At 40.7% G+C, this 26511-nt stretch carries 32 protein-coding genes and 1 tRNA gene; 12 read left to right on the top strand and 21 right to left on the bottom strand.

The features are described from left to right. The first annotated feature begins 13 nt into the window (after positions 1-13). Entirely contained in the window at positions 14-388 is a 375-nt protein-coding gene (locus FJ354_00655) for a hypothetical protein (protein ID MBM3905182.1), read from the top strand. Here the strand turns inward: FJ354_00655 and FJ354_00660 are convergent. After that, positions 379-1308: an ABC transporter ATP-binding protein gene (locus FJ354_00660; protein MBM3905183.1), complete on the bottom strand. Its 930-nt coding sequence runs from the start codon at positions 1306-1308 to the stop codon at positions 379-381. The two genes, FJ354_00655 and FJ354_00660, sit on opposite strands and share 10 nt — an antisense overlap. Positions 1309-1362: 54 nt before the next feature. Between FJ354_00660 and FJ354_00665 the strand changes: the two genes are divergently transcribed. The 4 genes from FJ354_00665 to FJ354_00680 all read left to right on the top strand — a co-directional run bounded on the left by FJ354_00665 (position 1363) and on the right by FJ354_00680 (position 4410). Continuing rightward, positions 1363-1875 (top strand): transcription elongation factor NusA, encoded by a 513-nt coding sequence (locus FJ354_00665; protein MBM3905184.1) that lies wholly within the window; start codon positions 1363-1365, stop codon positions 1873-1875. Continuing rightward, a complete protein-coding gene (gene aspS, locus FJ354_00670) occupies positions 1872-3152 on the top strand; it encodes an aspartate--tRNA(Asn) ligase (protein MBM3905185.1) in 1281 nt (426 codons plus the stop codon). Before FJ354_00665 ends, aspS begins: the two co-directional genes overlap by 4 nt. A gap of 549 nt (positions 3153-3701) precedes the next feature. After that, a complete protein-coding gene (locus tag FJ354_00675) occupies positions 3702-3965 on the top strand; it encodes a hypothetical protein (GenBank protein MBM3905186.1) in 264 nt (87 codons plus the stop codon). A 124-nt stretch (positions 3966-4089) separates the two neighbouring features. Further along, positions 4090-4410, top strand: coding sequence for a hypothetical protein (locus tag FJ354_00680; GenBank protein MBM3905187.1), 321 nt, complete (start codon positions 4090-4092; stop codon positions 4408-4410). Between the two features lie 20 nt (positions 4411-4430). On the opposite strand, the gene FJ354_00685 is transcribed toward FJ354_00680, so the two are convergent. The 6 genes from FJ354_00685 to ilvB all read right to left on the bottom strand — a co-directional run bounded on the left by FJ354_00685 (position 4431) and on the right by ilvB (position 10050). Then, complete coding sequence (locus FJ354_00685) at positions 4431-4607, bottom strand: class I SAM-dependent methyltransferase (GenBank protein MBM3905188.1); 177 nt, start codon at positions 4605-4607, stop codon at positions 4431-4433. Between the two features lie 358 nt (positions 4608-4965). Next, positions 4966-5235: a hypothetical protein gene (locus FJ354_00690; GenBank protein MBM3905189.1), complete on the bottom strand. Its 270-nt coding sequence runs from the start codon at positions 5233-5235 to the stop codon at positions 4966-4968. 95 nt (positions 5236-5330) lie between these two features. Beyond that, positions 5331-6347 (bottom strand): isocitrate/isopropylmalate dehydrogenase family protein, encoded by a 1017-nt coding sequence (locus FJ354_00695; GenBank protein MBM3905190.1) that lies wholly within the window; start codon positions 6345-6347, stop codon positions 5331-5333. Between the two features lie 2 nt (positions 6348-6349). After that, positions 6350-7867, bottom strand: a complete 1518-nt coding sequence (locus FJ354_00700; protein MBM3905191.1) for a 2-isopropylmalate synthase — start codon at positions 7865-7867, stop codon at positions 6350-6352. Next, the gene (gene ilvN, locus FJ354_00705) at positions 7867-8349 is read right to left on the bottom strand and encodes an acetolactate synthase small subunit (protein MBM3905192.1); all 483 of its coding nucleotides are present in this window, start codon (positions 8347-8349) and stop codon (positions 7867-7869) included. Before ilvN ends, FJ354_00700 begins: the two co-directional genes overlap by 1 nt. Before the next feature lie 12 nt (positions 8350-8361). Further along, positions 8362-10050 (bottom strand): biosynthetic-type acetolactate synthase large subunit, encoded by a 1689-nt coding sequence (ilvB, locus tag FJ354_00710; protein ID MBM3905193.1) that lies wholly within the window; start codon positions 10048-10050, stop codon positions 8362-8364. 192 nt (positions 10051-10242) lie between these two features. Here ilvB and FJ354_00715 point away from each other — a divergent pair, with 192 nt between their 5' ends. Next, positions 10243-10641 carry a nuclear transport factor 2 family protein gene (locus FJ354_00715; GenBank protein ID MBM3905194.1) on the top strand — a complete coding sequence of 133 codons (399 nt, stop codon included), beginning with the start codon at positions 10243-10245 and terminating at the stop codon, positions 10639-10641. An 84-nt stretch (positions 10642-10725) separates the two neighbouring features. Here the strand turns inward: FJ354_00715 and lsrF are convergent, their stop codons facing one another. The 3 genes from lsrF to FJ354_00730 all read right to left on the bottom strand — a co-directional run bounded on the left by lsrF (position 10726) and on the right by FJ354_00730 (position 13518). After that, entirely contained in the window at positions 10726-11955 is a 1230-nt protein-coding gene (gene lsrF / locus FJ354_00720; GenBank protein MBM3905195.1) for a 3-hydroxy-5-phosphonooxypentane-2,4-dione thiolase, read from the bottom strand. Between the two features lie 43 nt (positions 11956-11998). Continuing rightward, positions 11999-13024, bottom strand: coding sequence for a zinc-binding dehydrogenase (locus tag FJ354_00725; GenBank protein MBM3905196.1), 1026 nt, complete (start codon positions 13022-13024; stop codon positions 11999-12001). Between the two features lie 254 nt (positions 13025-13278). After that, complete coding sequence (locus FJ354_00730; protein ID MBM3905197.1) at positions 13279-13518, bottom strand: hypothetical protein; 240 nt, start codon at positions 13516-13518, stop codon at positions 13279-13281. A gap of 355 nt (positions 13519-13873) precedes the next feature. Between FJ354_00730 and FJ354_00735 the strand changes: the two genes are divergently transcribed. Further along, complete coding sequence (locus tag FJ354_00735) at positions 13874-14920, top strand: ABC transporter permease (protein MBM3905198.1); 1047 nt, start codon at positions 13874-13876, stop codon at positions 14918-14920. Beyond that, positions 14921-16267: an ABC transporter permease subunit gene (locus FJ354_00740; GenBank protein MBM3905199.1), complete on the top strand. Its 1347-nt coding sequence runs from the start codon at positions 14921-14923 to the stop codon at positions 16265-16267. Here the strand turns inward: FJ354_00740 and FJ354_00745 are convergent. Together FJ354_00745 and FJ354_00750 are read right to left on the bottom strand one after the other, a co-directional pair. After that, positions 16257-16586 carry a hypothetical protein gene (locus FJ354_00745; GenBank protein MBM3905200.1) on the bottom strand — a complete coding sequence of 110 codons (330 nt, stop codon included), beginning with the start codon at positions 16584-16586 and terminating at the stop codon, positions 16257-16259. The genes FJ354_00740 and FJ354_00745 overlap by 11 nt on opposite strands. After that, complete coding sequence (locus tag FJ354_00750) at positions 16587-16925, bottom strand: hypothetical protein (protein MBM3905201.1); 339 nt, start codon at positions 16923-16925, stop codon at positions 16587-16589. It abuts the gene before it with no gap. Between the two features lie 455 nt (positions 16926-17380). Here FJ354_00750 and FJ354_00755 point away from each other — a divergent pair, with 455 nt between their 5' ends. Next, positions 17381-17779 (top strand): hypothetical protein, encoded by a 399-nt coding sequence (locus tag FJ354_00755; protein ID MBM3905202.1) that lies wholly within the window; start codon positions 17381-17383, stop codon positions 17777-17779. Between the two features lie 2 nt (positions 17780-17781). On the opposite strand, the gene FJ354_00760 is transcribed toward FJ354_00755, so the two are convergent. The 7 genes from FJ354_00760 to FJ354_00790 all read right to left on the bottom strand — a co-directional run bounded on the left by FJ354_00760 (position 17782) and on the right by FJ354_00790 (position 22909). Then, a complete protein-coding gene (locus FJ354_00760; protein MBM3905203.1) occupies positions 17782-18414 on the bottom strand; it encodes a DNA-3-methyladenine glycosylase 2 family protein in 633 nt (210 codons plus the stop codon). Positions 18415-18417: 3 nt separating this feature from the next. After that, positions 18418-18786, bottom strand: coding sequence for a PPOX class F420-dependent oxidoreductase (locus FJ354_00765; GenBank protein ID MBM3905204.1), 369 nt, complete (start codon positions 18784-18786; stop codon positions 18418-18420). Beyond that, a complete protein-coding gene (locus FJ354_00770; protein MBM3905205.1) occupies positions 18779-19180 on the bottom strand; it encodes a hypothetical protein in 402 nt (133 codons plus the stop codon). The genes FJ354_00765 and FJ354_00770 overlap by 8 nt, the downstream gene beginning before the upstream one ends. A gap of 28 nt (positions 19181-19208) precedes the next feature. Then, entirely contained in the window at positions 19209-19532 is a 324-nt protein-coding gene (locus tag FJ354_00775) for a hypothetical protein (protein MBM3905206.1), read from the bottom strand. Between the two features lie 255 nt (positions 19533-19787). After that, complete coding sequence (locus FJ354_00780; protein MBM3905207.1) at positions 19788-21119, bottom strand: protoporphyrinogen oxidase; 1332 nt, start codon at positions 21117-21119, stop codon at positions 19788-19790. 108 nt (positions 21120-21227) lie between these two features. After that, entirely contained in the window at positions 21228-21641 is a 414-nt protein-coding gene (locus tag FJ354_00785) for a peptidase (protein ID MBM3905208.1), read from the bottom strand. Then, a complete protein-coding gene (locus tag FJ354_00790) occupies positions 21641-22909 on the bottom strand; it encodes a hypothetical protein (protein MBM3905209.1) in 1269 nt (422 codons plus the stop codon). The genes FJ354_00785 and FJ354_00790 overlap by 1 nt, the downstream gene beginning before the upstream one ends. Between FJ354_00790 and FJ354_00795 the strand changes: the two genes are divergently transcribed. Next, the gene (locus FJ354_00795) at positions 22890-23462 is read left to right on the top strand and encodes an SRPBCC family protein (GenBank protein ID MBM3905210.1); all 573 of its coding nucleotides are present in this window, start codon (positions 22890-22892) and stop codon (positions 23460-23462) included. The genes FJ354_00790 and FJ354_00795 overlap by 20 nt on opposite strands. A 22-nt stretch (positions 23463-23484) precedes the next feature. Beyond that, positions 23485-23802 (top strand): hypothetical protein, encoded by a 318-nt coding sequence (locus tag FJ354_00800; GenBank protein MBM3905211.1) that lies wholly within the window; start codon positions 23485-23487, stop codon positions 23800-23802. 514 nt (positions 23803-24316) lie between these two features. On the opposite strand, the gene FJ354_00805 is transcribed toward FJ354_00800, so the two are convergent. Both FJ354_00805 and FJ354_00810 read right to left on the bottom strand, forming a co-directional pair. Continuing rightward, the gene (locus FJ354_00805; GenBank protein ID MBM3905212.1) at positions 24317-25123 is read right to left on the bottom strand and encodes a ParB/RepB/Spo0J family partition protein; all 807 of its coding nucleotides are present in this window, start codon (positions 25121-25123) and stop codon (positions 24317-24319) included. Between the two features lie 101 nt (positions 25124-25224). Further along, positions 25225-25322: transfer RNA gene (locus FJ354_00810), tRNA-Ser, on the bottom strand. Positions 25323-25399: 77 nt separating this feature from the next. On the opposite strand from FJ354_00810, the gene FJ354_00815 reads away from it, so the two are divergent. Beyond that, complete coding sequence (locus tag FJ354_00815) at positions 25400-26425, top strand: flap endonuclease-1 (protein MBM3905213.1); 1026 nt, start codon at positions 25400-25402, stop codon at positions 26423-26425. Positions 26426-26511 lie beyond the last annotated feature (86 nt).

Consider the following 26511-nt stretch of genomic DNA (forward strand, 5'->3'; position numbering starts at 1 on the left):
ATACCAACAGAAAATGGCTGCAAAAAAGCTGGAAGAAATCTGCAATAAGATTTCCGCAATTAGCCCTTACGTCCGGTTTGTTGGAATAATAAACACGACTGGGGAATTGTTGGCATACAAGATGAGAGAGGGCATGACGCCATTATTGGATTCTACGGCTACAAAAAACCAGTTTGCGCATATTGCCATAAAAACAGACATGGAGGCAAAATTTGATAAGAGTTTGGGCGAGGTACAGTTCGTGTGGGAGGAGCGCAGAAGAATCCAGACAATATCGTTTGCGGTGGGAAAGCATCGAGTTTGGGTTTCAATCGACAAAAAAGTCATACGAACAGAGATGCTCCGAATTATTGACTCGTGCTTGCCTATTGTGAAAAATTACTCGTAGAGCCAGCACTGCACGTATCCTGATTGGGTCTTGGTATATTTTGGGTCCAAGGTACACTTGTCCATTACACGATTGCACCTTGATGCGAACCGGCATCCAGATTTCGGGTTTACTAGTCCTGGGGGGGATCCCGTGATGTATTGTGGCTTTTGTAAATCGTTCATCCTTGGGATAGATTTGATTAGCGCCTGCGTGTATGGATGATTTGGATTTTGTATAATTTGCTGCGCTGTTCCAAACTCTACCATCTGCCCCGCATACATGATTCCTATTTTTTCGCAGACCTCGGATATAACCGCCAGGTCATGTGATATTACAACAAAGGAGACTCCTTGCTTTTTTAGCGACTTAAACAGATTTAGAATTTGGGACTGAACCAAAACATCCAGTGCAGTTGTTGGCTCATCAGCAATGACTATTTTTGGTTTTAGTAGTAACGCCATTGCTATCACTATTCTCTGCTTCATCCCACCTGAGAGTTCGTGTGGGTATTTTGTCAGTATGGATTCGTCGAGGCCGACTTTAGACAATAATGAATCGATTATTTCTTTATCATCGGATTGGTGTTGTCTTTGAATGAATGAGAATTGCTGCGATATTGTATAAACTGGGTCCAGCGAGTTCATTGCCCCCTGGAATATCATAGCGATTTTCTTCCAACGATATTCTGAGTCAAACTCGGATTCGGACAGATCCAAAATGGATTTGCCTTCTAGAGTAATATTACCTGACTCAATTTTGCCTCCAGGAATAGTCCTGATTATGGATAGTCCAAGCGTGCTTTTGCCGCATGCGCTCTCGCCTACTATTCCCACTGACTCACCCGGATTGATAGAAAAAGAGACATCCTGCACCGCCCTAACCGGCCCTTGTTCAGTAGGATATACTGCATTTAGATTTTGTATTGAAAGAAAACTCATGGATCGTTGAGCCAAGGGCAACATTTAACTTTGTTTTATTTTTGACTTGGAATGTTGCAAGTACCCATCTGTGTCTTTGATGCAAAAAACTCGGTTCTCTGTCCACAATGCGAGTCGAAGCTGGAATCTGGTCTTCTCACGCAGGCAGACGTTGACGCGTCAATGAAGCTTGCCAAGCTTGCCAAGACAATTCCGGAAATAGAGAAATTCTCAATGAATTCGTGTCGGCAAGTTATGTTGAATCATGTTTTGTATTTATCAAAGCATGATATTGACGCTACAAGAAAGAGCCGCACATTATACCGGACAATATCTAGCGAGTTTTCAGGTAAGGTCTGGCTTGTGGAATCGGAGGCATCTGACAGGAAATTCATAGAGGACTTGTTCTTTCCTGCCAAGCTATTGTCAATTAACGCTGTTTGGGTACCTGGAGGCCTACAGAAAACAAAGGTAATTGTGTCTGGCAAACGAACCAGCCGATTCCCAATTGACACAGAGCAGGTGGCAAAGATTGTAAAAGAGCTGCGCCAGTTGGATATTGTAATAGAATTTGAGGAAAAGAAATGAAGTTTAAAAAAACGCACGACATTGAATCCATATCAATATCGCTAGAAGGAAAGCAGATAGTAATTGGCGGTTGGATAGAAGACCTACGTAAACTGGGCAAAATGTCGTTTCTCACCGTGCGAGATGTAACTGGTCTAGCACAAGTAATAGTCAAAGACATTACACTGCCTGAGGACATGACTCGCCAGACCGTAGTAATGGTACAGGGAATAGTGCAAGCAACAAAGGCGCGTGACTTTGCGTATGAGATTAAGGCCGAGGCAATCGACATTTTAACCAGGGCGATCCACCCATTACCAATAGACCCAATTGGAAGGTTGGAGTCAAACATTGACAATCGACTAAATGCTCGTGCACTTGACTTGCGAAACCAGCGAGTCGCCGCAATATTCAAGATTCGCTCTGCTGTTTTGGCGTCACTGCGAAAGACATTCTTGGAGAAAAAATTCATCGAAATTACAACGCCGAAAATAATTGGTAGTGCAAGTGAAGGTGGTGCCAACCTGTTTTCATTGGAATATTTTGGAAAAAAAGCTTACCTTGCTCAATCACCACAACTATACAAAGAACAGATGACTATTGGATTAGAACGCGTATTTGAGATTGCGGCATTTTACAGAGCAGAAAAATCCCATACAGGTCGACACCTATCAGAATTTACATCAATCGATTTGGAGGCCGCATTCATTGACTATACCGATGTCATACAGATCCTAGAGGATCTGGTGATGCAGGTATTTCGCGATGTCATTGCAAACTGCCAAAAAGAGCTTGTCATATTGGAGAGAAAGTTGGAAGTTCCTAAAACACCATTTGATAGAATAACATACTCGCAATTAATTGATGAGCTCAAAACCAAAGGAGTCGATTTGAAATGGGGAGATGATCTATTGGATTCTCATCTAAGATTGGTTGGCGAGTCCCATCCAGGACTGTTCTTTTTGCTTGACTGGCCTATGGCGCTAAAGCCGTTCTATATCCATCCAAAAGATGACGACCCCAAGGTTTCACGCTCATTTGATTTGCAGTTTGGGCATTTGGAGCTGTCATCTGGAGGTAGAAGACTGCACGATCCTGCCATGCTCAAATCCAGAATAGCAGAGCAGGGACTGGACACTGCAACATTTGAGGATCACTTGCGTGCGTTTGACTGGGGCATGCCGCCTCACTCTGGATGTGGAATGGGACTAGATAGACTGATGACTGTGATAGTTGGAACGGACAATGTCCGCGAAGTAGTGCTGTATCCTCGCGACCCAGATAGATTATCGCCATAATTTAAATTCATAATTGAAATCTTTGATTATCAAAATTAGATCATTATTTAGTAATTTTACAATAACGAAAATTTGTGTGGACATAGTTCTAGAAGACATATCTGTCAAAACCAGAACCTCGTGAGTTTATGAGTCATTCAGATGGAATTATTTTTGTCTGTGTAAAAATCTTAATTATTGACGTACAAGTGATACATTTAGAGATACCCCTCGTATTTCTAAAATATCACAATCGCACTGATTGAATCTTCTGAGATCTTTTCTAGATAATCTATATACATTTACAATCTTCAATCATTCCTTCATCCTTCATTACATTTCTTTGTGAACGGATGTCACCTATTGCATCTTCTACATTGTTAAATCTGCTGGTGTATTATCAAGTCACTTTGCGAATTAATATTACAAGTTATTGAGCCATGAAAATTATAGAAAAAAGTAATAAGGTACAAAGTTCAATTGGTGTAATTGGGTATCTGTGAATTTTGTAATTCTCCATTCGGCGACAGAAAGTGTTACTTTTGCGGAAAAACATCTTGTACCTCATGCATGACCGATGACAGAACCCGCTGCAAAAAGTGCTACATCGGAAAGGCTAAGCTGTCATGGAAGCAAATAATCAGAAGAAATAAGCTCATAGTGGGCTTTGTCGCATTCATTTGGTTTTATGCAGTGTTTCCAGGGCCACTGATTCCAGGCCTGCACACGGGATACTATGTGGTGTTTGTCATTGCTGGTGTAGTATGCATGATACCATTATGTCTGATGATGTTTTTTTGGTCGCGCAATCCCCCGTCATCTGATGTAAAATAATCTTTGCGTTGATGCAGATTGGATAATTTCTAGTTTTGTATTTTTAGAAAAATTAGCACTAGAAGATTATTTCTCCACTTGGTTTTAATGTAAAAATAACGTATTATTGACCGAGGAGAAAAACATGCAAACACGAGTTCTAAAACTAGTGACTCCTCGAGTGCTTTTCACTGCACTCGGTGTCGCTGTGTTTTCCGTACTGGTATTGACTACCATAGCTCCAATAGCACACTGGCTCCCAGTCAGTGTCACAGAGACTGCAACCGTAATTGCAGTAACTGAAAAGGGTTGTGTGGTTGATGGAAGCAACGGATACCCAATATTGGTGGCTGACTGCAAATCAAGCCCTGGTGAGAGCATAAAGTTCTCTTACATGAGGCCCGCAATAACAGACAGCCAATACATGCAAAGAGTTCACGCAAGAGCTGACTATGTCACTCCCTAAACTTTTTGTTTTTTTCTAAACTATCTCCAACTATACTTGTTTGAGCGGTTTGTGCACCGTGAGCATTTGAGGCCGTCTGTCTTTGTGCCACATTTTTGGCAAAACATCTCAAATGAGTTTGATGGGAAAAGTATCTTTTTGAGGAGAAATATGGCAACTAGTATTGCAATTCCAATTCCAATATAGGCAAAAACCATAGATTATGATACACAGTCATTGCATAAAAAAAGCTCGCGTTATTCTATTGTACTAGTTCCCAGTCGTTTTTTGCGCACTTGCACACAAAACCGGAATCTTTGATATAGGATTGAAATTCCAAATCCGTGCAAGGTCCCATATCAGGGATGGTAAATTCGGTTTTGCAGTTACGGCATTTTGCCAAAAATCCTGTCATTACATAGACTATACTATACCACTTAACAATGTAGTGCAATGTTATATCTAATGAATTAATGGTGATACAGTTGAGTTTTCGTAAGTGTGCCCACAAAATAGGGAATTTGAGGACGTATTTGAAAAATATTTCTACTCTAGGGCATGCGAGTGCCAGATCTTCTAGACCTTTCTTAGCTTATACTTAATTTTTTTGCCACAGAAAGGACAGTGACTAATTGGAGTTTGCGTCGTGCCGTCATACGATATTGTGTTTACTATTGTGAATCGCCCCAATTCATAGCTCCAACTAGGGAACATTTTACAAAACTCTTCAAATGCAGTACAGCAGTATATTGTGTTTTTCGACAGGGTATGATCATTGTAGGACTTGCTCTCCGAGTTTGGGTCAGGCCTGCTAATCCTAGTGTATAGTGCATCCACGCATAACATTGGTAATGGTTCTATTTAGAATAGAAATGTGCAAAATCTAACCTCATAACTATACTCCCCTCACTAATGTGCACGGATCCAAATTTGAACCGAATCTATCGTAGTAACGAGATAATTTCTTTTGTAAATTCTGATGTTGTCTTTGTTCCACCAATATCCTGTGTCTTGATTCCTTTATTTACAACCCCATATACTGCAGACTCTAACTTTTTTGCCACAACAAAGCACTTCGAATCATTGTATTTTTTTCCTAGCCATTCCAGCATCATTTTTGAGGATAGTATAAATGAAGACGGATTTGCAATTCCTTTTCCTGCAATATCAAATGCCGCACCATGAACTGGTTCAAATAGTGCAAAATTATCACCGATGTTTGCAGCTGGCGCCATTCCCAATCCACCTACTACCTCAGATGACTCATCAGATAAAATGTCGCCAAATAAATTAGTGGTTACAATGACATCAAATGTCTCTGGTTTTCGAATTAGATTCATTGCGCATGCATCGACATACATTTGATCAAATTGTATGTCAGGATAGGATTTTGCGACATCTGCGCAAACCCTAGAAAATAATCCATCCGTCTTTCTCATAACATTTGATTTATGAACACATGTTACTCTTTTTTTGCCATTTCTAATCCTAGCTGTTTCAAATGCATATTTTGCAATCTTCTCAGACGCCTTCTCCGAAATAATCCTAAATGCCACTGCGGCACCTGACGTTTCAAATTCTTGTCCAGTATACAAGTCCTCTGTATTTTCGCGAACTATTACCATATCGATGTTGTCTTTTAGTGCATTCATGCCAGGATACGACTTTGCAGGGCGAATATTTGCATACAGGTCCAGTATTCTGCGCAATACCACTATAACATCTGCAGCTGATTCTCCAACTGGCGCCTTCATGCAAACATCTGACTTTTTGATTGATTCCAAAGTTTGATCCGGTAATGCTTTTCCGTATTGTTTTAGGGCAATGTCGCCTGCAAGTGATTTCTGAATGTCGAATTTTACATCCAGCTTGTCATGGATTATATTCAAAACAGAAATGACAGATTCGGATAATTCAGGGCCTATGCCGTCTCCGGTGATTAATGAAATCTTGTACATGGCTAACCCAGCTTTTTCTGCTTTAGCGTGTTTTTGAACATGATTCGGTTTATTCCCTCTATTACTGCCTGGACGCTTGTTGTGACGATATCCTCACCAATGGACTTTGCAGACGCTACATTTCCGTATGCATCCTCTACTTTTATTGTAACCTCACATAGTGCGTCTGCTCCACCAGAAATGGAATCAAGCTTGTATTCTTTTACTCGCACCTTTGCTATTTCTCCAGTGGTCTTCTGTATAGCATTGATTGCCGCATCAACTGGGCCTACCCCAAAGTCGGTTCCGCTATAGTCAGAGCCATCAATGTTTAGTTTGACAAATGCATACGGCATTGTACCAATACCAGTAGATACTGAGAATCCCGCCAATTGTACTATTCTTTTGATTGGGTGCTCAGATAAGATATCATTTGCAATTGACACTAGCTCCACTTCGGTTACCTGCTTTCCTTGGTCGCCTATTGCCTTGACCTTGTCTAGGATTTGCTTTAGCTGGTTCTCGTTTGGTTTCACACCATATTCTTCTAGCATTGCGGAGACTCCGTGGATTCCTGCGTGCTTTCCTACTTGGAGCCAGCGTGTTCTGCCAACTAGCTCAGGGCTAATTGGTTCATACGTCAAGGGATTATTCAAAATACCATGTGTATGAATTCCTGATTCGTGGCCAAATGCGTTCTCGCCCACTATAGCCTTGTTTGGTTGGACCTTGATTCCAACTAGGTTTGATACAAATTTCGAAGTCTCATATAGTAGCTTGGTGTTGATTCCAGTTTCCCATTTTTGTTCACCAAACTGTAGGCATTGCAATGCCATTACGAATTCCTCTAGCGATGCGTTTCCTGCCCGCTCTCCAATTCCGTTAATTGTTACATGTGCGCATGCCGCACCTGCCTGTATACCAGATATCGCATTTGCAACTGCTAATCCAAAGTCATTGTGACAGTGAACTGATATTGGTAGATTGGTTGCGATAATTGCATCTCTGGTTATTTCTGCAATATATTGTGGTGTGGAATATCCTACCGTATCTGGAATGTCTATTCTGTCTGCTCCAGCCTTTGCTACTTCGCCAAAGACATGCTTTAGAAATGCCCGGTCCGTTCTTGTCGCATCCTCTGCTGAAAACTCTACCTTCAATCCGTGGGATTTGCCGTATTCTACTGCCTCAATTGCCTTTGCCAGTGCCTGCTCTCGACTCATCTTTAGCTTGTACTGCAAGTGAATATCGGATGTTGCAATAAACGTGTGAATGTATTTCAAACCACAGTCAATTGCTGCATCAATATCTTTTTTGTTAGTTCTAGCCAGCCCACAAATCTCGGCTTTCAGTCCTGCTTTTGCGATTAGTTTGATTCCTTGTTGCTCACCTTCAGAAATTACTGGAAAGCCTGCCTCGATTGCATCCACTCCCAATTCATCTAGTCTTTTTGCTATTGCTAGCTTTTTTTCTGGGGATAGTGCAACTCCCGGGGTTTGCTCTCCATCCCGTAATGTAGTATCAAATATTCTAACTCGCATCAGTCTCCGCCCCTTTGTAGTGCTGCAACACCGGTCCTTGCAATGTCTAGTATTTCATAGGGAGCAAGTAATTCTTGAAGATTGTTGATCTGCTCAGGCGTGGCAGTGAGTGCTACCATTATAGAATCGCGTCTTGCATCATGAACCTTGGCACCAAAAGAGTTTGCTATATTGTTGATTTCCATGGAATCCGATGGTTTTGACACTTTGACTCTAAACAACGACAATTCTCTGAATACTGTTTTTTTGTCGTCTAACCGCTTTACCTCTATTGTGTCAATCATTTTGTCCAGTTGCTTTACAATTTGCTCTATTTGCTTTTCATCGCCTATTGTGGTAATTGTCATCTTTGAAAATTCCGGATTCTGAGTCACACCAACAGATATTGAATCAATGTTAAAGTTTCTGGAGCGAAACAAGTGAGTCACCTTGAATAGTATTCCAGGTTTGTTTTCTACTAAAATTGAAAGTATTGCCCACACCATTGTACACACCTAGGATGGTAGGATCATGTCCTTAAGTGATGTTCCAGGTGCCACAAACGGTAACACGTCTTCTTCTGGGTCGATTGGAATGTCAATTACTGTTGCAACATTAGATTTTAGTCCTGCCTTGATTGCTTGGCCTAACTCATTTAGATCGCCCACTCTGATTCCCTGCGCCCCATATGATTCTGCTAACTTGCAATAGTCGGGGCATTGTTTTTGGTCAACTCCAATCATTCTTCTGTCATAGAAAGTTCTCTGCCACTGGGCAACCATACCAAGGGTGTAATTATTTACCAAAAATACGATTACCGGTAAATTGTCTAGGACAGATGTAGCTAGTGAGTTTTCCGTCATGTTAAAGCTGCCATCACCTGCAATGTCCACTACTGGCAAGTCCGGTCTAGCTGCTTTTGCACCTATTGCTGCTGGGAAACCCCAACCCATGGTACCAAGACCAGTTGAGCTAAAGAAAGTGCCAGGAGATATTACATCATAGAATAATGACGCCCACATTTGGTGCTGGCCTACCTCTGTTGTGACTATAGATTGTGCTGGCATTACCTCACGTAGTTTGCGTAGTATTTTCGCTGCAGTTAATTCCCCCGGATGTAATTTTAGATTGTCTCGCCAGTATTGCTTTACTTCGGTTACGTGTTTTAGCCATTCGTTTTCTTCTGTCTTTTTGAATGCCTTCTGCATCAATAATTTGACAAATATTCTCAAGGATGCCTTGACATCGCCCACTATGGCAACACTCGTTGTCTGGTTTTTGCCGATTTCTGCCGGGTCGACATCTAGGTGTATGATTTTGAGATTTTTCTCAAATTCATCAAATCTTCCTACTGATCTGTCAGAGAATCTGGTTCCTATTGCCAGCACACAGTCGGCTTCAGACATTATCTTGTTTGCTTCTGCGTGTCCGTGCATGCCTATAGGACCTAGAGATAGGGTATGGTTTTCTGGAAATGCCCCCTTGCCCTTGAATGTAGACACCACTGGAATCATTAGCATTTCAGCCAATGACTGCAATTCCGCAAATGCGGATGATATTATGACACCACCGCCAGCTAGAATTACTGGCTTTGTAGATGATAGTAACAACTTGATTGCTTTTTCGATTGCGACAATGTCTGGGTCAGTCCACGGATGGTATCCGCGGATTTTGACTTCTTCTGGGAATGGAATCTCCGCTTCGTTTGTTTGAACGTCCTTAGGAATATCGATTAGTACTGCGCCTGGTCTTCCTGTCTCTGCAATGTAGAATCCTTTTTTGACTACCTCTGGAACGTCGGTTGCCTTGGTTGGCTGGAATGAATATTTTACAACGGGGTTTGCTATTCCAATAATGTCGCTTTCCTGGAAAGCATCGCGACCTATCATTGCAGTTGGCACCTGTCCGGTTATTGCCACCATTGGAGACGAGTCTGCGTTTGCAGTTGCAAGGCCTGTCACGATATTAGTAGCGCCAGGGCCTGATGTTGCAAAGCACACACCGGCTCGTCTTGAGACTCTTCCAAATCCGTCTGCCATGTGTGCGGCTGATTGCTCATGTCTAACTAGAATATGCCGAATGTTGCTCTTGTAGAGCTCATCGTACATTGGAAGGTTTGCACCTCCCGGTAGCCCGAAGATTTCTTTTACTCCTTGTTTTTCTAATGCTTTGATTAACGATCTTGCGCCTGAAATTTTTTCCATGATTTATTCACCACAAAAGCGCGCTGTAGTATAAATTTACAGCACCAGCTCGACTAGCAGTCCTACAAATGGTGCTGTCAAGCTAAATGACATATTCAAGATTAACGAACAAAATTAATCTTATAAAGATTGCTTGGTAATGCACAGTCAAACCCCAAGGCTTAAACTCTGACTCAGGCTCAAAAAAATCACTTGTCAGACAGAGAAGACATAATCAAAACTATAGAGACATTCTTTGAGGTAGGCAAGACCAAAGACCTAACACCGTTGCAGGAAATACAGCTAAATGATCCGGCATTTTCATCATACTCAGATTTACCACCATATGACCTCAAAGACTACAAGACATCAGTTGAATTACAAGAATTACGATTTGTCTCAATATCAGATTATGATTATTCCATTAGAAATCCAAAGATAAGTATCTTTGACTATGTTGCGGTGGTGGCATTTGAGCTGACACAAAAGGGAATGCTAGTTGACACAAAGGCATACACCGGCGAATTCATGGAAATACAGGGGCGAGCTACCTTTGTCCTAGTTAGAAAAGAGAATTGGAAGATAGTCCACATCCATCTGTCAAAGATCTAAAACATAGTTAGTCACATAAACAAAGGAAAGTGTTCAAAAGAACATACTGAATTCATGGGATATCTCTGAAAATAAAATGCAGTTTTATTGTGATTTTGGAGCTGCTGGTGCCGGAGTCGCCGGTTGTGCATCTGGTTTTGGTTGTTGTGTTGGTTTTGGTTGGTTTGGTTTTTGTTGTGATTTACTTTGCTGCTTGTTTTGGTTTTGTGGTTTTCCTTGGTTTGGTTTGCTTTGTGGTTTTTGTTGTGGTTTTTGTCCTTGTTTTTGCTGAGGTTTGTTCTGCGGTTGGTTTTGGTTTTGTGGTTTTCCTTGGTTTGGTTTTTGATTTGGTTTAGTTTGATTTAGTTGTCCTAGTTTTTGATTTGGTCGATTTTGATTGTTTGGTCTGTTTTGTTGTGGATGTTTTTGTAGTTGGTTTCTGTTTTGGTTTTGCCTGTTTCCTTGTGGATTTGGTCTGTTTACTTGGGGGCGGTTTTGGTTTCTATTTTGGTTTGGATTAAAGTTTCCCCGGTTTTGTGGTATTGGTTGTCCTTTTGATAGTTGTTGGAACAGCTTGTACGCTTGGTCCAAGTTGTAATTAGAGTGAACGATAGCTCGAACTGCCCTAATCATTGCCACGGGGTATTGTGATTGCCAAATATTTCGTCCCATATCAACGCCTGCAGCACCTGCCTTGATTGAATTGTATGTCAGGGCTAGTGCTTCGCGCTCTGGGATTTTTGGTCCACCAGCTACTATAATTGGAACTGGGCAAGAGTTGACTACTTTTTGAAAGTCATCGCAATAATATGTCTTAACCATATGTGCACCAAATTCTGCTGCAATTCTGCATGATAATGACAGGTATCTAGCGTCCCGCTTTGCCAGTTCTTTTCCAACTGCTGTAACAGCTAGTACCGGTAAGCCATATTCTTCTGCCTCGTTTACCAGATGCCCTAGACCGACTAGAGATTTGTGCTCATATTTTGCACCTACAAAAATAGACATTGTCACTGCGGTTGCGTTAATTCTAATTGCGTCTTTGATGCTTGTTGTGATTTCTTCATTGGACAAGTCTTCGCCAATGATGCTTGCGCCACCTGAGACTCGAAGCACTATTGGTACCGGGAAATTTGGATCAACTGAGCTTCTAACGACGCCTCTTGTTACCATCAGAGAGTCACAGTATCTCACAATTGGAGAAATTGTTCTTTTTGGTACTTCGAGTTTTTCTGTTGGTCCAAGAAAATAACCGTGATCTACTGCAAGCATTACTCCTCTACCGTTGTTTGGTTTCAGAATGCTTGCTATTCTGCTTTTTAATCCGTAATCCATATCTGTAAAATCCGACCTACCCAGACCCTTCTTAATCTTTTCTTCAGCCGTTTATTACTATCTTCATGGCATTGTGGCCAGTATGTGCATGCTCAAATGCTTTTTGTGATTCTGCCAGTGCATATCGATGTGTGATGAGCTTTTTTGCTGGAACTTTGCCTGAGGAAATTAGATCGAGTGCCTGCTTTGTGTCCATGTCTGATGCCGCATAGCTGGTGACTATTGTCAGTTCCTTAGAGTAAACAACACTCATGTCAATACTTAGTGTGGCGCCCTTTGATGGGACACCGAACATAACTACTGTGCCTCCCTTTCTTGTGAGCGCTATGGCATCAGTTACCGCAGACAATGCACCTGTTGCCACAATCGATACGTCGACTCCTTGATTTGCTGTTTCCTCTAGGATTTTTTGAATCGATTGAGGTGTGCCTGACTTAAGAGGAATCGCACAAATTGATTTTGCATAATCCAGCCTAAAGTCATTAATGTCGAGTGCAAATATTTTGGAGAATTCTTGCGCCTGTGCAAGCATCACATGCATCATGCCGGTCGGTCCTGCCCCAAAGATCGCCACAGTATCGCCTTTTTGGGACTTGAACTTGTTCCAGGACCTAATACAGCATGCAAGGGGCTCTATCAATGCCGCCTCGTCAAATGACATGGAATCGGGTATTTTCAGCACCCCGCCATGCGAGACATTCCATTCCGGCACGACGTATTCCTCTGATAATCCACATGGGGACAGATTAGTCTCAGAATATTTCTGGCACATGGTCTCATTTCCATGGTTACACAAATGACATGAATAACACGGTACATGATGATGTGTAAAGACTCGGTCTCCTTTTTTGAAATCTGCGACATTGGCGCCGACTTCGACTATTACTCCTGCTGGCTCGTGTCCTAGCCGCATTGATGGTTGACCGTATTTACCAAATACCTTTTCCACGTCAGAGCCACAAATTCCGCAGGAATGCATTTTTACTAAAATTTCGCCAGCGCCCACAGGCGGCTTTGTTATTTCGGTAACATCAACAAGAGCGGGCCCTTTGACTGATGCAGTCTTCATATTGTATGACATTCTTTTAGGGTATATGTAGTCTTTTAGATGATCAGACTTGCAGGTACAATTTTTCTGCATTAGGATTTTGTTTTGATCCTCATAAGAATCAACAAATATTTCAAGTAAATTCTCCTGTTCCAATCTAGAACTAAAAAACCCAATCTAGTTCCGCAAGAGATAGCCAGACCTAAAGAATGGATGACGTAACGTCATTACGAATAAGTCTAGTGACACCTAAACGATGATGGAATGATTCAGATCTAGTTTTTTTGCAAAAATATTCTCACGGCTTCTAGGTGTGAGCAGTTTGCTTTGATTCCTTTTCCGTGGTGAAACTTGTAAAAATTCTTAAAGCCAAGACAGTCGCACGAGTCAGGCGTCACCATATAGGACTTTTCGGGGTCAGACGATGATCTTACCTGAAAGATGTCATCTTCTACCTTGATTACATTTCCCTCATCGACAAGCTTTTTTGCCTTGCGTATTGTGCTTGCGCTCATGGGTATTTTAGAACGGCTGCGTTAGAATAGATTTCGATCATTGTAGGTTTTTTCTGCAAATAATTTACTCTGGGACACATAACAATAACAATCTGATTTTGATTTGAGGGTAGAGTGAAAATTCAATCAACCATCAGGAAACGCCAACATGCCATACTTGAGTATCTATCAAAGGTTTGAACATAGATGAATTTGAGGCAAATCACCACTGGAGCCACGAGCCCACCTAATCAGACAAAGACTTGGAGTCATTCTGGGGCTGTTAGCCATGGCGAACCTATTGGTCCAACTAGACATCAACCGACATTGGGCAAATAAGATTTTAAGCTAAATTTGCTAGTTTGATGTGATGGGCATCAAGCGGTATTTTGCCAAACGCGCGCTGGTTTTGTTTGGAGTCTTGATGGCAACCCTGTTTTTGACGGTTTTGCTTGTCGGCTCTAATATGGATTCCATACTAAAAAAGGGAATCGCAATACAGGTCCGAGCAGAAATAGTGGAAAATAAGGAGTTGATGTCTGGCTTTATTGGGACTGATGAGCTAAATCAGTACATTGAATCCCAGATAGAAAAGCGTACCAAGGCACTTGGTTTAGATGAGCCGTGGCATTCGCCAAACAGAATAGGCATTTCAATGTACAAGATTCTGATTTTGGATTTTGGGCATTCTGCGTTTCTGACTAGCGGCTCTGGCTCCACCAGTGTCGGGGACATAATTCTAGAAAAGATGCCAAGAACAATTCTTCTTTTTACAACTGCCACAATAATCATTTCAATAATTGGGATTTTGGTTGGTGCTGTAGCCGGAAGTAAGATAGGCTCTATGACAGACAAGATAACATCATCGTTTGCTATTATCAGTAGTAGTTTTCCCGTCTGGTGGATTGGACTCCTCATGATCTTTACGTTTTCATTTTGGTATGCAATATTTCCAGCAAGGGCAACACCACTCATTCCGCCAACAGACCCAGACTATGTGGCATCGTTATTGTACCACATGACACTCCCAATAATCACAATTGTTCTAATCGGATTTGGGACATGGGCATATTTGGTTAGAAACTTTATGGCAGGAGTAATGCAGGAAGATTTCATATTTGTAAAAAAGGCAATCGGTATCAAGCAACGCAAAATAATTTTTGGTAGCGCACTTAAGAACGCGGCGCCGCCAATTGTCACCATTCTCGCTCTAAGCCTATCCGGATCATTGGGTGGAGCAATAATCACAGAGGCAGTTTTTGATTGGCCTGGTATGGGTCGACTCTACTTTGAGGCAATCACGCTAATGGACTTACCAGTGATAATTGGTGCCACATATGTTTTGACTGTGTTCTTTTTGGTGAGCATCTTTGTTTCTGACTTGTTGTACGGGTACTTGGACCCAAGAATCAGGACTGGTTAGATGGATTATTCCGAAATCAAGGGTAGTTTTACAAAAAGCAGGATAGGTCTGGTAGGCCTTGCCATGCTCTCATGCTTAGTAGTTGCATCCACAGTTACTATATTTGCAATACCTGTTGATACCTACAAGCAATGGAATAATCCTGCAATGTGGACGGAGTTTCCCAAGTCTGCCCAGCCAGAATGGGTAAACTGGTTTTTGAGCAAAAAAATACCAGAGCACAAGATTCTTGATTCCCCAAACATAACGCTCAGGCAGGGACAAACAGAATCTACCATTATTCAAAAATTTGACACCGACTATACATCGGATTATTTTCCAGGCGAGTTTTTGCTTAATTTTAAATCAGAATATTCCGGCTCACCGATTCTCCAAATCAGTGTGATACGACCAGACGGAATAACTCTGAAGGTGTTATCATCATCGCTCCCATACTCTGAACACAAGGTAAATTATTTGGATAAGATATTTTCTACAAACGAGTCCATCAAAAAAAACCTCAGGCTACAGTCGGACTATTTTGCATATCCAATCCAGGAACTTAGTGCGAAAGAGATAATCTTTGCAAAAACAGACAGATATGAGATACTAAAAGGGAAATATGAATTTGTAATTACAGTATCCGATGTAGACAATTTTGACTCCAAGATTGTGCTTGGCGGCAAAGTATTTGGGCTTGCAGGAACAGACGAGCTAAGGCGCGATTTGGCAATAGGACTGCTCTGGGGAACACCAGTTGCATTGTTCATTGGAATTGTGGTGGCATTCGGCTCCGTCATTTCAGGACTAGTTTTTGGGGTTTATGCAGGATACAAGGGAGGAAAGACTGACGAGTCCATGATGCGTTTCAATGATGTGATTTATGCGCTCCCCGCCTTGCCATTTTTGATAATTCTTTCAGTAACGACATCAAACAGCATATTTTTGATGATCGGATTTTTGATGATTTTTGGATGGGTCGGAGTCGCCAAAGTCTCTCGCAGTATGGCACTGCAAATCAAGACGCGGCAATTTGTAGACGCTGCAAAGGCAATGGGGCAAAAGGATTCCAAGATTATTTTCAGGCACATTATTCCGCAGATAATGCCCTATGCGCTTGCGAGTATTGCAATTTCTGTTCCCGCAGCAATAACGACAGAGGCAGGCCTTAGCTTTTTGGGTCTAGGAGACCCAACATATCCAACGTGGGGCCAAATTCTGCATGATGCCAAATCCCACGGGGCAGCAGCTAGAGGATTGTGGTGGTGGATTGTGCCACCAGGAGTCATGGTTGCAATAACTGGCCTTGCCTTTGTATTTATTGGAAACTCGCTCGAGTCCACGGTAAACCCAAAACTTAGGCGTTAGTTTGAGAAGTGAAGTCGCGGATGACTTTGAGTGCACTGTCGTTAAGTTTTATTGTGTAAGCTGCGGCATTAGGATCTGTCAGTTGTGCCAAGGATTCTGCAAATGTGGTCTTGTCTTTTCCACGCTCGTACATTCCTCCAGTTTCCTTTATACAGAGTGGGAATTTTTTGAGTGACAGTCCGTGTTGGAGTAGGTGGGCGATAAATTTTTTATAATTTTCCGGCTCGTACCAGTCTACATTTTTTTCCTCGCATGCTGCAATCCAAGTATCTATTGAATTCTGATAGATTGCCTTTGTCCTAAGAGCATCAAGAGTCATTTAGAAATCTGCGCGCTTCATTTTGGAGCCGCATCTTGGACATGTGGCACCCTTGAATTTGTGGTTGCATGTAAGGCAGACATATTTTACTCCACCTCCACCCCCTTCAGAATTGAATCCAAAGAATCCTCCTCCTCCACCTGACGAGTCTCCTCCGTATCCGCGCATCTTGCTCATTTGGCTTCGTCTAATCCACAGTGGCAAGAGAATGAAAACTGCCAGCGCCACACCAAGACCCACATATGATGGAAGGCCCATGGCTGTGAACAATAATTGAATTCCTATGCTAAATCCAAGCGATGCAAGTAGGTAAATGAGGTATCTCTTGTAAGTATACAACACGTTATTTACCTTTAAAAAGGATTTATAGTTTTGTCGTAAATCTAAGAAAACTTTAAGGCCTGATTATGAATCAAGGGTATTTTGTTAATTCATCTTGAATCATAGTCATAATACGACGCTAAGAATTAATGATATTTTGCTTTCTTGGAATTACGTTTCTTATTCCGTCTATGGATTAGCCGTATCGCCCTTTCTTGTTGGAATGATGTGGATGTAACAGAGAAAAATTGTCTGTCCTGCATACATTCGGTCATTGAATCCAACAGTTTATCCTGTGATACCTTGTCTTTTTACGATAGTGTTTTTTTAGCCACCAGCTAGGTTTAGACATGGATTTACTTCTGCTGGAATAATCGCAAATTATGATTTGACATATTTCTGAATTGTGAGTCATCTTACCACTAGCAACCAAACCTACTCTATTTTATATCCAGGAATATATCAAAAAATTCGTGAATCTAGCACTTGTTTTGATCTTAATATCGCTGGGATTTATCGCCCTGTATGCGATCGACTACGGTATATCGTGGGTTAATCCTGAAGGGCTAATTCCAATTGATCCATTTAGCAAGGGCGTTGTAATCGGTGTGCCATCACTGGTATTGCCACTGATTTCATTTGCCATGCAAAAAAATAACCCATCAGCAAAACTCTCGCAACTCTTACTCACAAATGGAGGACTAGTGATTTTGGGAGGATTGGTAATGGCGGTAACTACAGCTGGAGAATCTTTTGATGCCATTAGATACCGTGTGATTTCAGAGCTTGTACTAATCTTAGCATTAGGAATAATTCAAATTATTTTGGGCTTTAAGAGTGGTAGAGCTTTGAAAGTAAAAGCGACGCGATAATTTCAAACATTTTTGAAATTTTTTACTCCCTTCCAGATATACCACGTGGCAATAGTTCTGTACGGACGCCAATTTGATGCAATCTTTGTAATCTGAACATCCGTGGGTTTTTCAATATCAAATAGTATGGCAATTCCATTTCTGAGCCCCAAATCACCTAGTGGAAGAATGTCTTGTCTTCCCATTCCAAAAATTAGAAACATTTCTGCAGTCCATCTTCCTATTCCGCGAATCTTTACCAGCTCGGAAATAATCTGCTCATCGTCTTGTTCATTTAGATATTCAAAATCTATTTTTTTTGAATCCACAATTTCGGCGATATTGTAAATGTATTCTGCTTTCATCCTTGATAATCCGGCCTTTTTGATTTGATGTATTTTTTTCTCTAGTACTTGGTGAGGTCGTGGAAAATTCCCGCCAAACAAATCCCTGAATCTGGAAGCAATGGCCTTACCAGCTGCATCAGATACTTGCTGTGTTATGATTCCATCAACTAGTGCCTCAAATTTGTTCTCAATAACCCTAATCTGACAGTTTCCAACCTGTTTAATTATTCTCCCAAGTTTTTTGTCTTTTTGAAGGTGGGCAACTGCCTTTTCGTAGGGATTAACTTTCACAGGAGGATCTTTATGCATTTTCTATTTTGAGTCATCCAGATCTATGGAAAATACTACATAACTTCCCTTTTTTGCAGAAAAAATTCCGACTAGTTTAGCCATGAATCCGTATTTTTTGTTCCTTTTTTGAATTATCTTGTTCGCAATATCACCCTGAACAATTGCTGCTATTCCTGCAGTCCAGGCAGACTTTGGCTCACCGGAAAAATTGGAAACTGCAATATTGACTTTGGGATTGTTCTTTATGCGCTTTACTTTGCCGGTTTTTTCCCTAGTGACGACCCAGACTAGTCCATCTTCTTCAACAAACCAAACGGGTGTCTTTACTCCGATCCCGTTTTTTCTGAAAGTTTCAACTGCAATGTATTTCTGGTTGGGAAATCTATCCATACCTTTTCAAAAAGGCAGATTCATCTAAATCTTGTTGGTATTTTGCCTCTACGGGCATATTGTTTGAATTATACGAAGAGTCAATCTGGTTTCCCATGAGATAAATTTTTGGAGGTTGCAAAAAATTGTATGATATAATTTTGAAATTATCCGGGTTGTGGATTTTTGGAAATCCCGCGGTTACGGTTTTAATGATATCTACTGCACCTTGATTATCAGATAATGGAGTTACCTGAAATGACAGTCCAAGTCTTTCCTGGTCTGACACTAAAACCTGTAGTATGGACTCGACAGTGCTAAGATCAACATTAGAATCGATTTGCGGAAAGACTAACACAGTAAATGCAATAAATGTCGGAAGTATTGTCGCGCAAAAAGGATAGACTTTTTTCAATGTTTACAATAGTATGGTGTCGGATTTATTATGTAAGTCCAGTAACGATTTCCAGATTGTCAAATTCATCCTGGTTGTCTGCAATAAAGTTTGTAATTTCATTTGAATCAATTTCTATCCATTCTGATTCTCCAGCAAAGGTCAAAAAATCCTCTACGTGCTTTTTAGAGCCAGTAAATGAAACTAGGATTTTCTCGCCAATTTTTTCCCTTGATGAAGGCAATAGTATTGCCTTGCCATATCTCCCCTCGTGTTGAATGTTAATGGTGTATTCGTTTCCTAATAGTTCTGCCTTGCCGACAAAATAGCTCTCTTGAATGTCCAGTTTTTTAATTTTAAGAGAATATTTCATAGTACTATTGAATTTTTTGGGTTATAGGTTACAATTATACATATCCAATGTCAGAAACAGAGTCCCATTTTAAACCACTTAAGTTCAAACTTTGTGTAGCGGATTTATAGAAGGAGAGTCTGACTCAAAGTTTGCTTACGATGCAGACGATAGTATGGATTTGTAGTCAAGATAGCCAGAGTTCTATGCAGACAGTACATGTCATTATAATAATCAATTAGGTGCTCTATTTCAGAATCTGAATAGGGGGAGAATTTATCCATATGTCAAATGTTCAATTATTTTTGGGTAGCAAAGAAAAGAGCTTTGTGCTGCAGAATCCGTACCAATACCATAGCTAATAGTTGAATCGCCAACAAAAAACAATCCGGTCACATTTGTCTGGTGTGGGAATTTTTGCTTCCAGACAAGTCCAGGTTCTTTGACTACAGATTCTACTAGATTCCATGCCATAGAGCGCTCCCAGATTAGAGATTTTGTAAAATTTGGATATATTTGCGAGATTTCATCTTTCATTTTTTCTGTAAGTTGTTTGATTTTTTGTGGATTCTTAGTATCTTCAGATGGAACTGGCGCTCCTGCCATGATAAGATATTCTCCTTTGGGTGAGACAGCACTTGCGATATTTGTTACAAAAAATATTCCTTTTGTCATGTAATCACCAACGGGAAAGACTAGTTGTCGAGTATCAAGCCTATCAGAGCAACAAAAATGCGCTTCAATTACGGATGTTGTTTTTTCTAGTTTTTTTGCCATTGAATATAATGACTGGTCCAGTAAATTTGGCTCAAAGAGCTCCTTTATTGCCAGATAAGCAGGATTTGTAACTACAACACAGTCAGAGTTCACATTAGTTCCATCTTCTAGTATAATTCCTTCTACCTTAGTATTTTGGATTTTGACCTGCTTTACTGATTTGCCTAGAAAAATTTTCCCACCGTTGCTGGTGATATAATTAGAGACTAGCTTGCATATGGTATCGTATCCTCCTTGTGCAGGATATGCAAGCTCGCTAGTTCCTCCTTTGAACGGATTAGCCCTGATGATCATTCTCATAAATTCACCGAGTGCGACATGCTCGGGGCTGTCTGCAAATGCAAGAATGCAGACCGCATCAAAAAATGCCCTAGTTTTTCTATCAAGCTTATCAATTATTTGCATCATTGATGTATTGTCAAATTTCTCCGATTTTTCTACAGATGTGAAGGCCATTGGTAGCATTACTTTCAATAAAGAAATTCTTCCAGATAATGGTAAAAGCGAGAATTTTAAAATGTCTGTAATTCCCTTCGGATATTTATGATATTTCTTGTTTTCATAAAACGCAATATCATTTACTTTGGCAAGCTTTAGATCATTTACAATCCCAATTTCTTCAAGCAGTTTGTATACAGCCGAAGTTTTGTAAAACGGCATTATGTGAAATCCATTATCTAGTATGTGGTTTTTGTATATTGAAGACTTAGTTCTACCTCCTACAAATCTGGATTTTTCATAAATAGAGATATCAAATCCTTTTTTAACTAAAAGAGCACCCATACAAAGACCTGATATTCCGCTGCCGATTATTGATACTGATTTATTCATATCTGATTTTGCTGAAATTATATAATTAAAATGAGTTTGCTTTAGCTAATACTTTGAAATTAATTTTTGCAACTTTTATGGTTTTACAATTGATTGACTGTTAATTATCTAAAAATTTTGTTCATCAGATGACTCGAAAATTATCGGGATTTGGTTTCCTTGACTATCCCATGCAAAAATGTCAGTATCATTCTCATATGGGGATTGCACAATTATTGACACTAACCCAAAAAAATTATGGAGATCCGTAATAGATGGCTCTGCTGAACCGCTTGGATGAGAGTGAGCGGTTCCCACATATGCCAAGTCTAATGGTAAGAACGACTGTGGAAAGCCAGCAAAGGTTTGGTCGCTGTAGGAAAACGGTGGAATTGAAAGTCCATCTATTGTGATCAGACCCTTTTTGGACTTGCCCTTGAGAATCAAAATTGCTTCGTATGGGTGCTTCATTTTACAATATGACAGAATACTGTCGTGTACTTCTTTTTTCAAAAATACCTTACGCTCTGGCTTTCCACCCATTATTGCGTCAGCTCGCCTTTTATTCCAAGTCTTTCTAGTGAGGTGTTTAGGTCTTGGTATAGTTTTTCTCTTTGTAATGATTTTTCCTCCAGCTCGGATTGTAGATATTTTATTTTTGCCTGAGCATCATCTACATCGGATTTGGATTTTGATAATTGTTTTTCAAGTGATTCAAGTTTTTTGCGATCAAATCCCGATGCTTGTTTTTCGAGTTCTTGGAACTTGGGCTGGATACTCTTTTTTTGCTGTATTAGATTGTCAAGAATTGACATCAGGTGTTTGATATTATCTACGGATTTGTCAGTTTCCTTGACAGATACCGTCCCAGCAACAATTCCTTTCAAGCATGATTCCAAAATTATGATTATAGACTCTTTGCTTTCTTTCGTAATTACTTGGGATGGTCGTTCCACTAATCTTTCAAGTATTGACTTGAGGTCCTTGTCCAGAGATGTTACATAGATGTACTTTCCAAGCGGGCGCGAAACCCTGGAGAACTCATCGTCAATTTGCCTGTCTAATTTTTCTTCCTGGGATTTTATCTGTGCAATTTTGTTTTCTGTCTCCAAGAGTTCGGCATACTCTGAGGAGGTATGTGTGTCTATGATTTGTTTTTGTGTGGATTCACAGATATTTTGTGCCGATTCCTGAGATTTGTGCAGCAGTGAAATATGATTTTCAATTTCTAATAGCTCCTGTGCGGAATTTTGGATTTTCGACATGGTGTCTTTGATCACCCCAGATGAGGATTCAAGTGTTGAATAGTCGGTAAGCATTTTTGTTATCAAGGTGTTGTTTTCTCTCAGCAATGCGAGGTGGTTTTTGAGGTCTTGGGCATATTTTTTAGCAAAAACGTGAATGATGCGACTGTGTTTGCCCAAAACATCTCCGATTTTTTTTAGGGTGTGTGATGATGCATCTGCGGTTTTTTCCACATCTTCAAATGTCGATATGGCAGGTAGTGACTTGATGGATTCTTTTGATATTATGTCGATTACTTCCGTTTTGGCCCTGACTACTACGACACGCAGAATCTTATCAATGTCATCTACTTTGAGATCGTCGTTTTTTAGATGATCAATTATCTTGTAGATGTGATTCAGCTCGCGCTCTATCTCAGAAAATAACGGCTTTGATTGTATTGTGATTTTTTTGCGCAATTCTTCCTTTCTCGAAGCCAGAATTGGCTCTAGATCGTCTATTCTTATAGTGTGAGATTGTGTAGGCGGTTGCTCTTCTTGCTTTTTTTTGCCCCAGCCAAAAACCATGTTTTCTGTGAATCTAGTTACAATGTATATTTGTCGTATCTTAAATTTTAAAGCCAGTCAGATCTTGAGCAAAAGTATGTCATCTGAGATTCTAAGCCAAAACAAAAACGGGAGTATTTGCGCAACGGTAAGCCAGAGCACCATAATCAACACGTCAATTTCAGCGTTGTGGAGGATTGTTGGGAACTATACTGGTCTGTCAGAATGGGTGCTCGATGTCAAAAAAACACAGTCTCTTTCTATGATCAAAAATGAGGTTGGTGCAGCACGAGACATAACCTTTGCAGACGGCAGCCATGTAATAGAATATGCTGTTGGTTGGAAGGACAAAGAATATCTATCATATGTTGCGACGAGTGGTCTACCACTGACTGGATATCACGCAACAATATCCATTTTAAAAAAAGGCAAGGCCTCCCAGATAACCTGGACTTCGTTTTTGATCAGTAATGACTCGGATAAAACACAGTTCCTAGAGTTTCTGGGCTTTATGGAATCGTTTTATGTCAAATCCCTAGAACGCCTCAAGGCAAAGATGGAAAAAACAACATAAGCAGGGACAATCCAGGAGTATCATGAGTGATATTCGTCTAACCTTGATTGGTGTGGTACTTGTTTTTGCAGGATTCTTAGTTCTTGGGATATTTGGTCAGGATCATTACAATTTTGCAATCCAAGAAAAAGAATTTGGCGATTGTTTTACATATGAAGATGGAAAACAAATCGAAGTCAGTTGTGCGGATCATATGCAGAATCGGGTGTTGTTTTTTGGTCTAGTCATTTCTATAATTGGTGCGGGAATATTTTTCCTAATCAAAGGAATACGGGGAAAGTGGGACCAGGACGTAAAGCCGCAAGATAAGGTTGGTCCGGATTCTAGCTTCCCAGGCTAATCCCAATCATTCCGTTTTGTATTAAATATTATTGTCCTTGAGCAAAGTTGCCGTTGTTTATTTTTCCTTCTGACCACCATTGCGTGTTGCTTTCCATGCAACCGGAAAACCAATTTAATCATCATATATCAATCTCGGAATTCGTTCTAGAAGTACTATTTTCATTCCACTTGAGCGAACAACTGAGCTTGGCAATCCGAACAGTTGGGTATTTTCTTGTTTTATTTAATTTTTGAATGTTTTATAGGCACTACAAAGTCAGACGATTGTAAACAGATAACGACGAATCTTTATTTTCATCAGATGTTTTTTTAAAATTTTTGATTCGCTCCCGAACCAGTACATTGACAAATTTTTGATATTGGTTTTTATTGCTTAGATTATCCTTTGTTTCTTCTGATTTTTCTCGACTATTTCCTACTTTTCTTGTGTTTTGGGCTTGTTTGCATAATTAATCTGTCAGTTACCGCATTGGCCAAATCAAACAGACAGTTTTTTGAAATTATGATGTGAACTATCGCTTTCTCTTTGCCAGCCAAGAAACCACGATTTGTTGGGCCAGCTTTTCTGGGTCTTCTTCCCTATACATTGAGATCCGCTCAAGTCTTTTTGCATAAGTCTTGGGTAGAGTGACAGGCACCGTCTGTCGGATAGCAAGTAATCGTGCCTGTCGTAGTAAAGTTGTATGGTTTGCTCTCGGGTGCCTGGATAAGGCCCTAAGGTAGGATCTCTGCATCCTAGCGTCAAGCCTGGATATTCTATGAGCTATTTTGACTGACTTTTTGACATTTGGGACTAACTGGTGTAATTGTATGGCAGTACCGCTAGTAATTGTTCCGGGAACTAGGCTCTTGAGCTGTCCTGGCAGGGCTGCAAAGCCGACATATTTTTTGAACGTTTTTCGTGAAATGCCTAGAGAGCTTGCGCCTTTGGATACGCCCATCTTTTCTGCCAAAAAGTTGCACGAGTGAGCCATGTCCTTAGGATTCATGCTTTTTCTGTGCAAATTCTCAATGACTGATGCCGCCTTAGCATTTTCTAGATCATAACCTTTAGTTAAAACCAAGACTGGTATCTTTTTTGCTCGCAGTCGTTTGAGTGCTGCCAGTCGTCTTTGGCCAGACATTAGTAAGAATTGTCCACGTCCGTCCTTTTGAACCATAGGTGGATTTTGGAGTCCTTCATTTTTTATCGATTTTGCTAGCTCTGCAATTCCTTCCCGGTCAAGGGATCTTGCTTGTGCTTCGTCCCAAACGCGGATCCTTTTAATTGGAATGATTTTTACTCGGTAGTGGATTTTTTGTCGGTATCTTGCAGACATCAACTGAGTTATGATGGAAACGGAGCTAGTAAATGGGTGGGTTAAATTGAATTTGCCTTTGTGTGTGAATTTTTCCTCTAGATTTTTGTGAAATTGAAAAGCGCCGGGTAAGGGATTCGAACCCCTGAGTGCAAATGCACAACCGCTATCCTGTGAGATTGATCTCGAGGCGGTCGCCTTACCGCTTGGCTAACCCGGCACCTACCCAACAAACAAAATCGTCCCTAATATAGCAAATCACACAATACAAAAACAGGTAAAAATAATACCATACCAATGGGCTTAGATCTAAAGGGACTGATCACCAAAGAAAAAACCACTCTAGATTCCTTTGCGTCCAAGGTAATCGCAGTTGATGCATACAATACCATCTACCAGTTTCTCTCAATTATTCGCGGACCCGATGGAATGTTGCTTTCCGATTCACAGGGGCGAGTGACAAGTCATCTAAGTGGACTGTTCTATAGGAGCATCAATTTTTTGTCATTGGGCATAAAGCCTGTTTTTGTATTTGATGGTAAGTCTCCTTCCTTGAAGGCAGCAGAAATAGAGAGAAGAAAACAGATCAAAAAAGATGCCACAGTAAAATATGAAAAGGCACTCGCCGAAGGAAACATGGAAGATATTCGAAAATACGCCCAGCAGACAACATCCATGCAGGACGGCATGGTAGATGACGCAAAGCACTTGCTGGAATTGTTTGGGATTCCATCGATTCAGGCGACAGCTGAAGGCGAGGCAACGGCAGCCCATCTGACCAAAACGGGTTTGGCTTATGCCTCTGCAAGCCAGGACTATGACTCCATACTGTTTGGGGCTAAAAAGCTGGTCCGCAATTTCACAAACTCTGGCAGGCGAAAGCTACCTAATAGGAACACCTACATCGAAATAGAACCTGAGATAATTGACACATCCAATGTCTTGTCTGATCTTGGGGTTACCGCAGAACAGCTAGTCGACATTGGGATTTTGATTGGTACAGACTTTAATCCTGACGGATTTGATAGGATTGGCCCAAAAACAGCACTGAAGATGATTAAAGAAAATGGCAGACTGGAAGAAATTGAACAAGTACAGGACAAGCTCCAAACAATTCCGTACCAGGAAATACGTAAGATCTTCTTAGACCCCAAAGTTGCCGACGTATCTGAGATAAAATTTGGCGAGCCAAACTATTCAGGTATTGTTAGTTATTTGTCTGGTGAGAGGAGTTTTTCTCGCGACAGGGTAGAGGCGTCTCTTAACCGACTCCAAAAAAGTACGATTAAGCGCAGTCACACCTTGGAACAGTGGTTTTCGTAAACAAACTCATTGTTATATTTCAAGTATGACTGTAATCATTGGTGAAACGATTCTATCTCGTACTAGAAGAATTTGATCCTAAGAGG

This window comes from Nitrososphaerota archaeon (assembly GCA_016872055.1).
Lineage (GTDB): Archaea > Thermoproteota > Nitrososphaeria > Nitrososphaerales > Nitrosopumilaceae > Nitrosotenuis.

Excerpts from the sequence above, each read along its gene's own strand:
- aspS (MBM3905185.1), top strand. The coding sequence starts at position 1,872 with ATGAAGTTTAAAAAAACGCACGACATTGAATCCATATCAATATCGCTA.
- FJ354_00780 (MBM3905207.1), bottom strand. The coding sequence starts at position 21,119 with ATGAATAAATCAGTATCAATAATCGGCAGCGGAATATCAGGTCTTTGT.
- FJ354_00685 (MBM3905188.1), bottom strand. The coding sequence starts at position 4,607 with ATGGTTTTTGCCTATATTGGAATTGGAATTGCAATACTAGTTGCCATA.
- FJ354_00725 (MBM3905196.1), bottom strand. The coding sequence starts at position 13,024 with ATGAAGACTGCATCAGTCAAAGGGCCCGCTCTTGTTGATGTTACCGAA.
- FJ354_00790 (MBM3905209.1), bottom strand. The coding sequence starts at position 22,909 with ATGGTTTTTGGCTGGGGCAAAAAAAAGCAAGAAGAGCAACCGCCTACA.
- FJ354_00700 (MBM3905191.1), bottom strand. The coding sequence starts at position 7,867 with ATGCGAGTTAGAATATTTGATACTACATTACGGGATGGAGAGCAAACC.
- FJ354_00815 (MBM3905213.1), top strand. The coding sequence starts at position 25,400 with ATGGGCTTAGATCTAAAGGGACTGATCACCAAAGAAAAAACCACTCTA.
- lsrF (MBM3905195.1), bottom strand. The coding sequence starts at position 11,955 with ATGGATTACGGATTAAAAAGCAGAATAGCAAGCATTCTGAAACCAAAC.
- FJ354_00680 (MBM3905187.1), top strand. The coding sequence starts at position 4,090 with ATGCAAACACGAGTTCTAAAACTAGTGACTCCTCGAGTGCTTTTCACT.
- FJ354_00690 (MBM3905189.1), bottom strand. The coding sequence starts at position 5,235 with ATGTTATGCGTGGATGCACTATACACTAGGATTAGCAGGCCTGACCCA.
- FJ354_00695 (MBM3905190.1), bottom strand. The coding sequence starts at position 6,347 with ATGTACAAGATTTCATTAATCACCGGAGACGGCATAGGCCCTGAATTA.
- FJ354_00655 (MBM3905182.1), top strand. The coding sequence starts at position 14 with ATGGCTGCAAAAAAGCTGGAAGAAATCTGCAATAAGATTTCCGCAATT.
- FJ354_00800 (MBM3905211.1), top strand. The coding sequence starts at position 23,485 with ATGAGTGATATTCGTCTAACCTTGATTGGTGTGGTACTTGTTTTTGCA.
- FJ354_00745 (MBM3905200.1), bottom strand. The coding sequence starts at position 16,586 with ATGACTCTTGATGCTCTTAGGACAAAGGCAATCTATCAGAATTCAATA.
- FJ354_00675 (MBM3905186.1), top strand. The coding sequence starts at position 3,702 with ATGACCGATGACAGAACCCGCTGCAAAAAGTGCTACATCGGAAAGGCT.
- FJ354_00775 (MBM3905206.1), bottom strand. The coding sequence starts at position 19,532 with ATGAAATATTCTCTTAAAATTAAAAAACTGGACATTCAAGAGAGCTAT.
- FJ354_00740 (MBM3905199.1), top strand. The coding sequence starts at position 14,921 with ATGGATTATTCCGAAATCAAGGGTAGTTTTACAAAAAGCAGGATAGGT.
- FJ354_00730 (MBM3905197.1), bottom strand. The coding sequence starts at position 13,518 with ATGAGCGCAAGCACAATACGCAAGGCAAAAAAGCTTGTCGATGAGGGA.
- FJ354_00765 (MBM3905204.1), bottom strand. The coding sequence starts at position 18,786 with ATGGATAGATTTCCCAACCAGAAATACATTGCAGTTGAAACTTTCAGA.
- FJ354_00805 (MBM3905212.1), bottom strand. The coding sequence starts at position 25,123 with ATGTCTGCAAGATACCGACAAAAAATCCACTACCGAGTAAAAATCATT.
- FJ354_00660 (MBM3905183.1), bottom strand. The coding sequence starts at position 1,308 with ATGAGTTTTCTTTCAATACAAAATCTAAATGCAGTATATCCTACTGAA.
- ilvB (MBM3905193.1), bottom strand. The coding sequence starts at position 10,050 with ATGGAAAAAATTTCAGGCGCAAGATCGTTAATCAAAGCATTAGAAAAA.
- FJ354_00760 (MBM3905203.1), bottom strand. The coding sequence starts at position 18,414 with ATGCATAAAGATCCTCCTGTGAAAGTTAATCCCTACGAAAAGGCAGTT.
- FJ354_00785 (MBM3905208.1), bottom strand. The coding sequence starts at position 21,641 with ATGGGTGGAAAGCCAGAGCGTAAGGTATTTTTGAAAAAAGAAGTACAC.